The organism is Fulvivirga kasyanovii (assembly GCF_009711405.1).
GTDB lineage: Bacteria > Bacteroidota > Bacteroidia > Cytophagales > Cyclobacteriaceae > Fulvivirga > Fulvivirga kasyanovii.
On sequence record NZ_SMLW01000654.1, the window covers coordinates 24360 to 36819 of the forward strand.

Genomic DNA, 12460 nt, shown 5'->3' on the forward strand with positions numbered 1-12460 from the left:
AGTGAATATTGCTGTTATGCATGTTTAAATTTGGTATTGCCGGAATAAAGCAGGTTAATCTCAATTTAGGCCGTCACAATGGCCATGTTATCTTAAGATTCGCTTAATTTCGTGCACCCCATAAAACCGGATGAATCTTGCTGAATTACTTTAGAATAAACGACCCATACAGGCTTATCATTATATTTCTGCTGCTTCTGGCAATCAGATTGCCCATCATGCTTGATGATAATGCCCTTACTCTTCCGGAGCTGAACTACATGCTGGTAGGAGAGATGCTCAATGATGGATCTACACTATACGAAGGTATATGGGATAATATCGCACCGCTTTCTGCGTCTGTTTACATGGTCATTGACTTTCTTTTCGGGCGGTCACAACTGGCATATCAGATCATAGCTTTGCTGTTGGTGGCGTTTCAATGCCTCGTGTTTAACAGGTTGCTGTTGCTCAACAAAGCTTACAATGAAAACACATACATTCCCGGTCTGGTCTATGGCCTGCTGATGTCTTTCTTTTTCGACTTTCTCACGCTCACCCCGGTGCTGATGGGGACTACATTTCTTTTGCTCGCGTTAAATAATATTTTTAACCATATAGAGTTCAGGGCAAAGCAGGATGAAATGATATTGAATATTGGCCTTTATCTGGGTATTGCTTACTTGTTCTACCTGCCTAATATTATCTTTGGTATCGCCGCACTGCTTGTTTTTGCAGTGTTTACAGGTACAGTAGCACGTCGTTATATCCTTATGCTGTTTGGGTTTTCACTGCCAATGCTGCTGGCGGCATGCTATTTTTTACTCAAAGGTCGATTGGCCATTTTTATTTACAACTTCCTGGACCCCCTGCTCAATTATGAAGTTGAGCAGTATATGTCATTCAAGGAAATCCTCATACTGTTTTCGGTTCCGATAGGTCTTCTTATTCTGGCCTTAGTGAGGGTCAATCAGCGGGCAAGGTTTACCAATTATCAGGCAAGGCTGACCCAGGTAATGTTTGTGTGGATAGTTTTTTCTATTGGGTTTGTTTTTCTTAGCGGGGTTTTTGCTCCCAATACCTTTATGGTTTTTGTACCATCCGGAGCTTTTTTTCTAAGCCATTATTTATTGCTCATAAAGAAAAGGTGGATGGCCGAAATTGCTTTTCAGGTTCTTTTTGCTTCTGTTATCCTTTTCAACCTCGGTACATTTTTTGACTTCTTCTACAGCTCCAAATTGCTGCATTACGACGATTATCTGGTAAAAAAAGTTGATCAGTGGGCTGATAAGCGTATCCTGGTGCTGGATTATGATATGGCTCCCTATGTGAACGCCTACCCCGCTACCCCTTTTCTCAACTGGCAGTTGTCCGAAGAATTGTTCAGGAACCCGGAATATTATGACAACCTGACTATTCTTCAAAAAGGGTTTTCAGGAGACTTTCCTGAGGTTATTATTGACAAGCATGGCGTAATGTCGCCTGTATTTGACAGGTTACCAGCCCTTGAATCCAAATACGATAAAAAGGCTGGTAATATTTATTATCTGAAGAAAGGTTAACAGCTTATTTTATCCACCCTTCTTTCATGCCTTCCGCCCTCGAAAGAAGTGGAAAGAAATGCCTCGGCCATCTGCTCGGCAAGGTCATAATCTACAAATCTTGAAGGGATGCATAGTACATTGGCATTGTTGTGTTGCCTGGCCAGTTCAGCAAGCTCTGTTTGCCAGCAGATTGCCGCACGTATGCCCTGATGCTTATTGGCAGCCATAGCCACACCATTGGCACTACCACAAATAAGTATACCATGATCATATTCTTTGCCTTCTACAGCAGAAGCTACCGGGTGGGCGAAGTCAGGGTAATCAACCGAATCAGCACTGTGCGTGCCAAAATCTTTTACAGTATGGCCTTTTGATTCCAGCCATGCAACTAGTTTGCTTTTATATTCATATCCGGCATGGTCTCCGCCGATAGCTATTTTACTCATGATTGTGTGTATTTTTTCTGCTCTAATAGTTCTTTCTTGCGCTGTCTCCTGTGAACCGAACTTGATATCAAGATACTGAATTCATACAGGCCAAACAATGGCAATGCTATCAATACCTGGCTTAAAGGATCGGGAGGAGTAAGCATAGCGCCTAAAATAAGTATGACAACTATGGAATGTTTCCTGTATGCCTTCATCAGTGCCGGTGTAACAATCCCTATTTTTGAAAGGAAATAGACTACGATCGGTAGTTGAAACAATATACCGCTTCCGAGTACCAGTGTTGTTACGGTACCCACATACGAGGTAATGTCAAACTCATTATATATCAACTCACTGACCTGGTAGTTGGCCAAAAAGTTGACCGATAAAGGAGCCATAATATAGTAACCGAACATGATGCCCAGTGTGAACAGGACGGTAACCGAAAATACGGCACCTCTGCTTACGGAACGTTCATTCATGTGCAGTCCGGGACTTATGAACCTCCAGAATTCCCAGAAAGCATAAGGGAAGGCTACAATTATACCAATAACAAATGACGAGGTAATGTGCATGGTAAATTGCCCCGTCATTTGCCGGCTTTGGATCTTAAAGGGTATATCCTCAATACAAAGTGCAGAGGAGTTGATCAGGTCACCCAGCTTACAGAGCATTCTGAATGTCCAGAAGTCAGGCTTTGCAGGCCCAAGTATGACTGTATTAAAAACAAAGTCTACTGAGATAAAAGCAACAATTGTAATTGCAAAAATAGCAATCAATGACCTGATAAGATGCCACCTCAGCTCCTCGAGATGATCTATAAAAGACATCTCTTTCTCTACCCCTTGATCCAGATGTTTTGTCACTTTTTAAACTGCAGAAACTTGTTCTTTATAAAGAGGAAAACTATTCATCCAGTTGTTGATCTCTGACTTAACGGCGCTGATTTCATCGTCATTGTCATGGTTCATCAGCACTCTGTCGATCAAGTCAACTATTTTCACCATATCGTCTTCCTTCATGCCTCTTGTAGTAACTGCCGCTGTTCCTATTCGCATACCTGAAGTCACGAAAGGCGACTGGTCGTCAAAAGGAACCATGTTTTTGTTGATAGTGATATCAGCTTTGATCAATGTGTTTTCAGCCAGTTTACCGGTCATGTCTTTTGACCTAAGGTCGATAAGCATCATGTGGTTATCTGTACCGTCTGAGATCACTTTATATCCTTTGTCTACAAACTGCTTGGCCATAACTTTGGCATTTTTGCTCACTTGTACCACGTAATTCAAGTATTCCTCACTCAGTGCTTCTTCATACGCAACAGCCTTTGCAGCTATTACATGCTCAAGAGGCCCACCCTGAGTACCGGGGAATACACCTGAATCAAGAAGTGAGGATATTTTTCTAACCTCACCTTTTGGTGTTTTAAGTCCCCATGGATTATCAAAATTTTCGCCGATCATGATCATACCGCCACGTGGTCCGCGCAGGGTTTTGTGGGTAGTAGTAGTTACGATGTGGCAATACTCGAGAGGGTCATTGAGCAATCCCCGGGCGATGAGGCCTGATGGGTGGGATATATCGGCAAGCAATAGAGCGCCTACTTCGTCCGCAGTGTTTCTCAGGCTTTCATAATCCCAGTCACGGCTATAAGCCGATGCACCGCAGATGATCATTTTGGGTTTTTCCTTTTTGGCTGTTTCAGCCACTTTGTCCCAGTCAATAAGACCAGTCTCTTTATCTACACCGTAAAAAGTCGGTTGATATAGTTTTCCTGAAAAGTTAACCGGAGAACCGTGAGTAAGGTGGCCACCATGAGAAAGGTCGAAACCTAATATTTTATCTCCGGGATTAAGAGTGGCAAGCATTACCGCAGCATTGGCCTGTGCTCCTGAGTGAGGCTGTACGTTGACCCAGGTAGCGCCGAATAATTTTTTAGCGCGGTCAATGGCCAACTGTTCAACTTCATCCACAACCTCGCAACCTCCATAATACCTTTTGCCGGGCAAGCCTTCAGCGTATTTGTTGGTAAGTACACTGCCCATGGCTTCCATTACCTGTGGTGATGTAAAATTTTCAGAAGCAATCAATTCAATCCCGGATTGTTGTCTTTGCTTTTCTTTGTTGATCAGATCAAATATAAGCTTATCTCTTTGCATAATAATATTATAGAGGTGTGAAAATGGAAGCCCAAAAATAGTGTATGTATGAGATATAACCAATATTGTAAGAGGTGATTCCATTTAAGAGACAAATTTTTTAATTTTAGCCGAAACACAACCAGCTATGAAAAAACCATCCATATACCTATTTGCAATTTTTAGTTTCCTGTTTCTCTCCTATTGCGACAGCTACAGGCAGGAGAGAGGGAACGGTAATATCACTTCTCAGGAGAAAGAGGTTGAAGATTTTAAGGAATTAGAAATAGGCGGTAACTACGAAGTATTCCTTCAAAAAGCGGAAAAACCAGGCCTTACCATTGTTGCCGATGAAAATCTCCATGAATTTATAAAGATTGACCAACATGGTGACGTGCTTGAAATTACCAGTGAAGCCACATTGAAAAGTGAGGAGGGGATCAAACTTTATGTTGATTATGTTGAGTTGATGGCGATCAATACCAGTGGTGCAGCAGTTATAAAAAGTGATGATGTTATAACTGGGGATTACCTGCGCCTGGAAATGTCCGGCGCCGGGGTGATTGATCTGGAGGTTGAGCTTAAGGCGCTGAAAATTAATGTCTCCGGCGCCGGTGCTGTTGAGCTTGCAGGTAACGTGATAGAACAAAATATTCAAATGAGCGGAGCAGGAGGATTGGAGGCATACGATCTGATAAGCCAGAAAAGCAAGATTGATATCAGTGGTGTGGGAGGAGCCGCCGTTACGGTCAAAAAGCAACTTGAAGCTACCGTGAGTGGTGTAGGTGGAATAAGCTACAGAGGAAACCCTGAGGAGGTAAGTACTAATGTTTCAGGCTTGGGCACCGTGGTTAAAGATGAAGAAGAGGATGAGGACATTTAAGTGCTCATCCTGGCTGGCCTGACCAATTAAATTCAGAATCTATTTTACCAGGAGCCACTGGACCCGCCACCACCAAAGCTGCCACCACCGCCCGAAAAGCTGCTTCCACCCGACGACCAGCCTGAACCGGATGAAGAACTGCGGGAAGCAATGCTGGTAGCACGGCTGTCGTAGAATTTTTTACCGGCAGGCGTTTTGAAATAGAAGATTTTCAGGAACAAAAAGCCGAAGAAATAAAGCAGGAAAAGAACACTCCCTACGGTAACACCAAATATGAACATGGGGAATGTGAGATAAAAAGGTATAAGGAAAACATATAACCCCCAGCCTGAGCAACCTTTGGAAAAAAGGGCTAAGTAGGTAAAGGTACCGACGACAATTAAAAATATACCTCCCATGAATAACCGGAAATACCATGGTATTTCAGCGTTCATATCCGAAAAGTCCGTTGAAGCCATATCTGCGGTGTATTCACCTTTTATGGCTGCAATTATGGCCTCAGCCCCTGCTCTGATCCCCTCACTGTAATCATCAATTCTGAAAGCGGGGGTAATTTCGTTCCGGATAATCTGGCTCGATAAGGCATCGGTCAAGGCTCCCTCAAGCCCATAGCCAACCTCTATTCGCAGTTTTCTGTCCCCCAGGGAAATTAGTAGTAAAACACCGTTGTCTTTATTCTTTTGTCCCAGAGCCCATGTTTCTGCCACCTTAAGGGAATAATCTTCCAGAACCTCGCCCTCCAGAGACTGGATAATGAGTATAGCAATTTGGTTTGATGTACTGTCTTCATGCACTTTCAGCAGGTTATTTAAATAACTGACTGTTTCCTGATCAAGCACACCCACTTCATCCACAACCCGTCCTGACAGGTAAGGAACTTCCCGGGCCTGAATAGTGAGTCCCGATATGAACAAAGCCATTAATAACAGATATCTCATAGCTCCAGTCTTAAATGGTCAGGCAATTCATTTTTATCATCAGCATCTCTTGTGAAACCTTTCTCCAGAAGTATGTTTCCGCAAGTTTCAATGGCTTTTTCGAGGCCTTCCAAAAGCTGCCCTTTCTTGATATGACCAGTTAAATTGTGAATGAGGTCATCCCATTCTTTTTGATCCACTTTGCTTGAGATACCGCTATCGGCCATTACAATCACCTCGTGTTCCAGGAAGGAAATTAATATCAATATACCCGTACGCTGACTGGTATCAAAAATTTCTTCTTCAAGAAAAACGGTTTCTGCTTTTTGTGTTGCGGCATGCTTCTTTTCTGCGTCAGTTACTAAAAAAGCTTTGAGAGAAGGCAACCAAAAAGGGAGTACTGCTCCTACAGCCCCTGTACCGGCAACGATGAGAAAATAATATAACGGATCATAGATATCAAAGCCTGGGATCCATCGGTCTCCTGCCACCAGTACCATGAAACCCACCAGGACAAAAAGTGTGGCAGACTTCCATTTTACAGAGGGATAATGATGGCTCTGCCCTATCAACGCAGGCCTTATCTCTCCTGATATTTTACTTTCCGCCTGAAAAACAGCCTGTTTGATCCTGTCCAGTTCCTGTGTTGATAACTTTGGATAAGCTGCCATTTTACTGATTTTGATTAGTATCTCAATATAAAAGGAAATTCTCAAAAACCTGAAAACTTTTTAAGACAGAATATAACCCCTGCCTCGCTCTACCCAAGTATTGAGTCCACTTATCAACCCTAGCCGCAGTTAAGCTGATAGAAATATTAGAGAACCGGTCAAACTAATATGTTTGCGCTTTATTCAACCTAAACCTAAGTTTTTATGAAGAAAATTTTGATGCTGGCCGGAGCGCTGGCTTTCTTATCGGCATGTGATGACAACACCGAGGAAGTTAAACCAGGTAAACATGCCATTGACCTTAGTCAGGGAGAGGTCGCTTTTATCCACAAAAAAGGAAAAACCGTAGAGGCTTTTTATCGCGGAAAGCAGGTAACCCTGGAGCTTATTGAGGGACAGTATGTACTGAGTGGAGACATTCTTGTGAGTGAGGATGAGCTGAGTTTTATGGCCCCACCAGCCGGGAATGGCGCCAATGAGGAAAGTGTTGGAAGAACCGGAGGCAGATGGCCGGGCAACACGGTTTATTATAACATCAGCTCCTCTTTGCCCAATAAAGACAGGGTTTATGATGCCATAGCCCATTGGGAGGCCAACACCAACCTCACTTTTGTGCAGCGTACCAACCAAAGCGATTACATAACTTTCAGGTCAGGAGGTGGATGTTCTTCTTCAGTTGGCAGAGTAGGAGGCCAGCAGTTTATCAATCTTGCCAGCGGTTGTTCTACAGGTAATACCATCCATGAAATTGGCCATGCTGTCGGACTTTATCATGAGCATACCCGTGGAGACCGGGATGATTTTGTGAATGTTAATTTTAACAACATTCAGAGCGGTTATGAGCATAATTTTTACACCTACATTCAGCGAGGTACTGATGGGAAAGATTATACAAGCTCCCTGGATTTCGGTTCTATTATGTTATACAGTTCTTATGCCTTCTCCAGCAATGGCCAACCTACAATAACCAAGCTGGACGGAAGTACATTTAACACTCAAAGGAGCCAACTGTCGGCCGATGATATAAACGGTATCAACCAAATGTACCCTGCTGATGGAGGAGATGGTGGCTCTGAACAATATATTAATGGCAATTGGTATACCATTGATGGAGTGAGGGTGTACCGTTACTACGACAAGTGGTGGTACTATACAGAGAGTGAAGGGTGGAGAGAAGTAGTTAATGTAAACGGTACCTGGTATTACGCGTAATTCCCGCCAGTGTGAAGAGAAAGATGCCCCACGGATGAATTTATCCCTGGGGCATTTATATTATTATCTGTAATGGCCTAATTGCCTCAGGTAAAGTTGAATAATATTTTCAAGACCGTAATATATGGCATCACAAATCAATGCGTGACCTATAGACACCTCATCAAGATAAGTAATACTTTCCTTTAAATAAGACAGATTATCCAGGTCAAGGTCATGTCCTGCATTTAGCCCAAGGTTCAGATTTTTGGCCAGGTCTGCCGCTTTAAGGTATGGGGCAATGGCCGCTTCCTTGTTACTATGATAGCCTCTTGCATAGGCCTCGGTATATAGTTCTATTCTGTCAGTTCCTACTTTGGCAGCCCCTTCGACCATTTTTTGTACAGGATCTACAAAAATTGAAGCCCGAATGCCTTCTTTCTTTAGCTCGGAAATAATTTCTTTCAAAAACGTCTCATTCTTCACCGTATCCCATCCGGCATTAGAGGTTATCACATCCGGTGCATCGGGAACAAGTGTGGCCTGGGCAGGCTTAACTTTCTTTACCAGTTCCATATACCGCTCGTCAGGATACCCCTCAATGTTAAACTCTGTGGTCACAACTTTTGACAATTCAATGACATCGTTATACCTGATATGCCTTTCATCAGGCCGTGGATGCACGGTAATTCCCTGGGCCCCAAACCTTTCACAATCCAGTGCTACTTTAACTACATCAGGGTTGTTACCTCCCCTGGCATTTCTCAGCGTGGCGAATTTGTTGATATTTACACTTAACCGGGTCATTCCTTTTTTTGAATATTTATAACTTTGCTATCATTTATTGCAAATTAACAAATTGAAATTTAAACACTAACCATATGGGTCTGAAAGAAACCATTGATCAGGAGATAAAAAAAGCCATGCTTGCAAAAAAGAAAGATGAGCTTACAGCGCTGAGATCGATTAAATCCGCAATACTCCTGGCAGAAACAGAAAAAAGTGCCGGGTCTGCCCTTGCAGAAGATGCAGAGCTAAAACTATTGACAAAAGCTGCCAAGCAGAGAAAAGACTCTGCAGATCTGTATTTGAAAGAAGGCCGCAACGACCTGGCCGAAAAAGAGCTCTTTGAGCTGGAGGTGATCAACAGGTTCTTGCCGAAGCAATTGACAGAGGATGAGATCAGAGGAGAGCTGATGAAAATAATTGACACGGTAAAAGCCACTGGCCCTCAGGATATGGGTAAGGTGATGGGTGTGGCTACTAAAGATCTTGCCGGAAAAGCAGACGGTAAAATAATTTCAGGTATTGTTAAAGAACTTTTAAATAAGTAATTGAATACGCTTGACATTATCCTGCTTGTGCCATTGGCCTATGGAGCATATCGTGGATATAAAAAGGGCTTCCTGCTGGAGATTATTGCTATTCTGGCTTTTATTTTGGCCATAATTGGCGGGTTTAAGCTATTGCATTTGGGCATGAATTTCCTTGACCAGCACTTTAATATCAGTGGAGAACTGCTGCCTTACGTAGCGTTTGTTCTCATTTTCATACTGATCATTTTGCTGGTCAACCTGTTAGGGAAGCTGGTTAAAAAAGTTGTTGATATGACCTTGCTAGGTTCTATTGACAACCTCGCCGGGGCTGTCCTTTCGGTTATAAAATGGGCATTTGGCATAAGCATAATCTTATGGCTGAGCAGCTCTTTTGGAGTAGAGATACCACATTTGTATACCCAGGAGTCCTGGTTATATCCGTACATTTTGCCTTTTGCTCCTACAGTTGTAGAATACTTCTCAGCCCTGGTACCCTTTGCCCATGACCTGTTCGACACCATAAAAACCATGCTGCAGGGTGATTCTACTTCTTGATAATTTCGACTCCTTTACGTACAACCTGGTTGATTATTTTGAGCAACTGGGCGTAAAGTGTGAGGTAGTCCGCAATAATGTTCCACTGGAAGCCATCACTTCCGGTCATTATGAAGGTGTGGTTTTGTCTCCCGGGCCGGAGGTTCCTGAGAAGGCAGGGAACCTGATGGAGGTTTTAAAACACTACAGTGGTAAGGTGCCGGTGCTCGGCATATGCCTGGGACATCAGGCTATAGGGCAGCTTTTTGGCGCAGAGCTTATTAAAGCCATTAGGCCAATGCATGGCAAAATTTCCAGGATTAGTTTAATGGAAGATATGCTCTTTGCAGGTTTGCCACGGAGCATTAGTGTGGTGAGGTATAATTCGCTGGTGGTCACTCAGGAGAAGGAAACAGCTATCAGAGCTATAGCCCGATCGGAAGAAGGGGAAATAATGGCGTTAAGGCACAGGGAGTTGCCCATATGGGGTGTGCAATTTCACCCCGAAGCTGCATTGACAGAATACGGGTTAGATATTTTAAAAAATTGGCTAACTTATAATCAGATAGCAGTATAATTGCTCAATTTTGTTTACTTTGTAGCAAGCACATTAAGACAATTATGGCTCTAACAATAAGAGAAGAAAAAGAATTTAAGTATATCGATGAAGGTTCCGGTGAAGTGTTGTTGTTGCTTCATGGCCTGTTTGGTGCGCTGAGCAATTGGGAAGGAGTAGTTAATAGTTTTAAAGGTAAGTACCGTGTGGTAATTCCGCTGCTACCGATTTATGATATGCCATTGAAGCAGGCCGGACTAGACGGACTAAAGAATTTTTTGGAAAGATTTGTGTCCCTGAAGGGACTTAAAAATATGACATTGATCGGGAACTCTCTAGGGGGGCATGTGGGGTTAATATATACACTTAGCAATCCTGAAAAGGTAAAAAGCCTGGTGCTTACGGGCAGTTCAGGTCTTTTTGAAAATTCCATGGGGGGCTCATTTCCAAAAAGGGGCAGCTATGACTATATAAAAGAAAGAGTGGCGTATACCTTTTATGATCCGGCAACAGCAACCAAAGAACTCGTTGACGAGGTGTTTGAGACAACAAAAAGCATTCCCAAGTGTTTGAGGATTGTAGCTATTGCCAAATCAGCGCAGCGACACAACATGGCTAAAGAGATACAAAGAATAAAACAACCTACACTACTCGTTTGGGGGCTTAATGATACGATCACTCCACCTATGGTAGCGCATGAATTTAATAAACTGATACCTAATTCCGAGCTTCATTTTATAGATAAATGCTGTCACGCGCCAATGATGGAACACCCTGAAAAGTTTAATGATATACTAAACAAATTTTTAGATGCTAAACGTGATGATAGCTGAGGAGTTGATTAACCATATGATCCCGCCATTGAAGCCTAAGGATTCTGCCAAGAAGGCAAGACTCTGGATGGAGGAATTGCGGTGTAATCAACTGCCGGTAGTGGAGGATGAAAAGTTTCTTGGGCTGGTATCAGAGGACTTAATATTCGAAGCCAATGATGCTGAAAAGAGCGTTGCTGATTTCGATCTTATTGGTAAGCGATGTGTTGTCTATGGAAGTTCCCATTTTTATGATGTTATCAAAATAGCCTCGGATAACAGTGTGCAAATGGTTGGTGTATTAAACAATCAGGAAAAATATATAGGTGTAATAACAGTACAGGATACCATCACCTCTTTTGCCCAGTCAGCGGCCATACAAATTCCCGGTGGCATACTGGTGCTGTCCATGAACCAGATTGATTATTCTTTGGCAGAGATCAGCAGGCTGATTGAAGAAAACAATGCGAAGATATTAAGCAGCAGTATAAAGGAAGATGAATTAGACCCATCCAAACTCAAGTTGACTTTAAAAGTTAACAGACTAGATCTCACCCCCATAGTGGCCACACTGGAAAGGTTTGGATATAAAATTATTGCAAGATTTCAGGAAACCAAAGTGCTGGATGAAGAAAAGGGCAAGATTGATATGCTCCTAAAATACCTGGATATATAGTTTATGAAGTTTGGCATTCACGGCAAAGAGTTCGATAAAGAAACGATCCCTTACATAAAAGAGGTATTTCGGGAACTGGGCAAACGCAAAGCAGAGGTAGTTGTCTCCGAAGCGTTTGAAGATCACCTGAAACAGAATCGCATTGATATAGGAGATATCTCTACCTATGCGGAAGGGGATAATCTGGATTACCTGGATTTTATGTTGACCCTGGGTGGTGACGGTACCCTTTTGGAAGCCCTGACCCATGTAGGAAAAACAGAGGTTCCTTTACTCGGTATCAATACCGGCAGGCTGGGCTTTCTTGCCACTACCGCCAAGCAGGATATCAGCAATGCAATAGACTGCCTGTTTGCGTCAAACTATGATTTTGACCGTCGCACACTGATACAACTGAAATCAGACGGGCTGTTCGACGGGCTTAATTTTGCATTAAATGATTTTACGATCCTGAAAAAGGATACTTCGTCTATGATTGTGGTGCACGCATATATCAATGGCGAGTTTCTGAATTCTTACTGGGCTGATGGCATAATAGTATCCACCCCAACAGGATCCACTGGTTATAATATAAGCTGTGGAGGGCCATTGGTGCTTCCACAATCGAATAATTTTATAATTACCCCTGTAAGTCCCCATAACCTTACGGTCAGGCCCATTGTTGTACCTGATGATTCTGAATTGTCATTTACCATTGAAGGTAGGAGCAAGAATTTTCTTATCTCCCTTGATTCGAGATTTGAAGTTGTTGATGATTCAGTTAGGCTTAAAGTAGTTAAGGAAGATTTTAAGGCGAAGCTGGTAAAATTGAAAGA

15 protein-coding genes are annotated in these 12460 nt (G+C 42.7%); 9 read left to right on the plus strand and 6 right to left on the minus strand.

Going from position 1 to position 12460, the window contains the following annotated elements:
- Positions 1-137 precede the first annotated feature (137 nt).
- On the plus strand, positions 138-1541 hold the full coding sequence (locus E1163_RS24575; protein ID WP_155175351.1) for a hypothetical protein: 1404 nt from the start codon (positions 138-140) through the stop codon (positions 1539-1541).
- Here the strand turns inward: E1163_RS24575 and rpiB are convergent.
- Genes rpiB through E1163_RS24590 form a run of 3 tightly spaced genes read right to left on the minus strand, consistent with a single transcriptional unit; the run spans position 1538 to position 4110 of the window.
- Positions 1538-1969 (minus strand): ribose 5-phosphate isomerase B, encoded by a 432-nt coding sequence (gene rpiB, locus E1163_RS24580; protein ID WP_155175353.1) that lies wholly within the window; start codon positions 1967-1969, stop codon positions 1538-1540. The two genes, E1163_RS24575 and rpiB, sit on opposite strands and share 4 nt — an antisense overlap.
- Positions 1966-2781, minus strand: a complete 816-nt coding sequence (gene tatC, locus E1163_RS24585) for a twin-arginine translocase subunit TatC (RefSeq protein WP_155175393.1) — start codon at positions 2779-2781, stop codon at positions 1966-1968. The genes rpiB and tatC overlap by 4 nt, the downstream gene beginning before the upstream one ends.
- Before the next feature lie 39 nt (positions 2782-2820).
- Positions 2821-4110, minus strand: coding sequence for a serine hydroxymethyltransferase (locus E1163_RS24590; RefSeq protein WP_155175355.1), 1290 nt, complete (start codon positions 4108-4110; stop codon positions 2821-2823).
- 127 nt (positions 4111-4237) lie between these two features.
- On the opposite strand from E1163_RS24590, the gene E1163_RS24595 reads away from it, so the two are divergent.
- On the plus strand, positions 4238-4972 hold the full coding sequence (locus tag E1163_RS24595; RefSeq protein WP_155175357.1) for a head GIN domain-containing protein: 735 nt from the start codon (positions 4238-4240) through the stop codon (positions 4970-4972).
- Between the two features lie 44 nt (positions 4973-5016).
- On the opposite strand, the gene E1163_RS24600 is transcribed toward E1163_RS24595, so the two are convergent.
- A complete protein-coding gene (locus E1163_RS24600) occupies positions 5017-5910 on the minus strand; it encodes a TPM domain-containing protein (protein WP_155175359.1) in 894 nt (297 codons plus the stop codon).
- A complete protein-coding gene (locus E1163_RS24605) occupies positions 5907-6560 on the minus strand; it encodes a TPM domain-containing protein (protein ID WP_155175361.1) in 654 nt (217 codons plus the stop codon). Before E1163_RS24605 ends, E1163_RS24600 begins: the two co-directional genes overlap by 4 nt.
- Positions 6561-6764: 204 nt before the next feature.
- On the opposite strand from E1163_RS24605, the gene E1163_RS24610 reads away from it, so the two are divergent.
- The gene (locus E1163_RS24610) at positions 6765-7772 is read left to right on the plus strand and encodes a M12 family metallopeptidase (protein WP_155175363.1); all 1008 of its coding nucleotides are present in this window, start codon (positions 6765-6767) and stop codon (positions 7770-7772) included.
- Between the two features lie 63 nt (positions 7773-7835).
- Here E1163_RS24610 and E1163_RS24615 read toward each other — a convergent pair whose 3' ends face one another.
- Positions 7836-8558 (minus strand): pyridoxine 5'-phosphate synthase, encoded by a 723-nt coding sequence (locus E1163_RS24615; protein ID WP_155175365.1) that lies wholly within the window; start codon positions 8556-8558, stop codon positions 7836-7838.
- Between the two features lie 74 nt (positions 8559-8632).
- On the opposite strand from E1163_RS24615, the gene E1163_RS24620 reads away from it, so the two are divergent.
- The 6 genes from E1163_RS24620 to E1163_RS24645 all read left to right on the plus strand — a co-directional run.
- Entirely contained in the window at positions 8633-9085 is a 453-nt protein-coding gene (locus E1163_RS24620; protein WP_155175367.1) for a GatB/YqeY domain-containing protein, read from the plus strand.
- Positions 9086-9622: a CvpA family protein gene (locus E1163_RS24625; RefSeq protein ID WP_155175369.1), complete on the plus strand. Its 537-nt coding sequence runs from the start codon at positions 9086-9088 to the stop codon at positions 9620-9622.
- On the plus strand, positions 9606-10178 hold the full coding sequence (locus E1163_RS24630) for an anthranilate synthase component II (protein ID WP_343033952.1): 573 nt from the start codon (positions 9606-9608) through the stop codon (positions 10176-10178). Before E1163_RS24625 ends, E1163_RS24630 begins: the two co-directional genes overlap by 17 nt.
- 44 nt (positions 10179-10222) lie before the next feature.
- On the plus strand, positions 10223-10990 hold the full coding sequence (locus tag E1163_RS24635; protein WP_155175371.1) for an alpha/beta fold hydrolase: 768 nt from the start codon (positions 10223-10225) through the stop codon (positions 10988-10990).
- Positions 10968-11645 carry a CBS domain-containing protein gene (locus E1163_RS24640; RefSeq protein ID WP_246223874.1) on the plus strand — a complete coding sequence of 226 codons (678 nt, stop codon included), beginning with the start codon at positions 10968-10970 and terminating at the stop codon, positions 11643-11645. The genes E1163_RS24635 and E1163_RS24640 overlap by 23 nt, the downstream gene beginning before the upstream one ends.
- 3 nt (positions 11646-11648) lie before the next feature.
- On the plus strand, positions 11649-12460 hold an 812-nt coding region (locus tag E1163_RS24645), incomplete at its 3' end, for an NAD kinase (RefSeq protein WP_155175388.1).

Excerpts from the sequence above, each read along its gene's own strand:
- rpiB (WP_155175353.1), bottom strand. The coding sequence starts at position 1,969 with ATGAGTAAAATAGCTATCGGCGGAGACCATGCCGGATATGAATATAAA.
- tatC (WP_155175393.1), bottom strand. The coding sequence starts at position 2,781 with ATGTCTTTTATAGATCATCTCGAGGAGCTGAGGTGGCATCTTATCAGG.
- E1163_RS24590 (WP_155175355.1), bottom strand. The coding sequence starts at position 4,110 with ATGCAAAGAGATAAGCTTATATTTGATCTGATCAACAAAGAAAAGCAA.
- E1163_RS24595 (WP_155175357.1), top strand. The coding sequence starts at position 4,238 with ATGAAAAAACCATCCATATACCTATTTGCAATTTTTAGTTTCCTGTTT.
- E1163_RS24600 (WP_155175359.1), bottom strand. The coding sequence starts at position 5,910 with ATGAGATATCTGTTATTAATGGCTTTGTTCATATCGGGACTCACTATT.
- E1163_RS24605 (WP_155175361.1), bottom strand. The coding sequence starts at position 6,560 with ATGGCAGCTTATCCAAAGTTATCAACACAGGAACTGGACAGGATCAAA.
- E1163_RS24610 (WP_155175363.1), top strand. The coding sequence starts at position 6,765 with ATGAAGAAAATTTTGATGCTGGCCGGAGCGCTGGCTTTCTTATCGGCA.
- E1163_RS24615 (WP_155175365.1), bottom strand. The coding sequence starts at position 8,558 with ATGACCCGGTTAAGTGTAAATATCAACAAATTCGCCACGCTGAGAAAT.
- E1163_RS24620 (WP_155175367.1), top strand. The coding sequence starts at position 8,633 with ATGGGTCTGAAAGAAACCATTGATCAGGAGATAAAAAAAGCCATGCTT.
- E1163_RS24635 (WP_155175371.1), top strand. The coding sequence starts at position 10,223 with ATGGCTCTAACAATAAGAGAAGAAAAAGAATTTAAGTATATCGATGAA.
- E1163_RS24640 (WP_246223874.1), top strand. The coding sequence starts at position 10,968 with ATGCTAAACGTGATGATAGCTGAGGAGTTGATTAACCATATGATCCCG.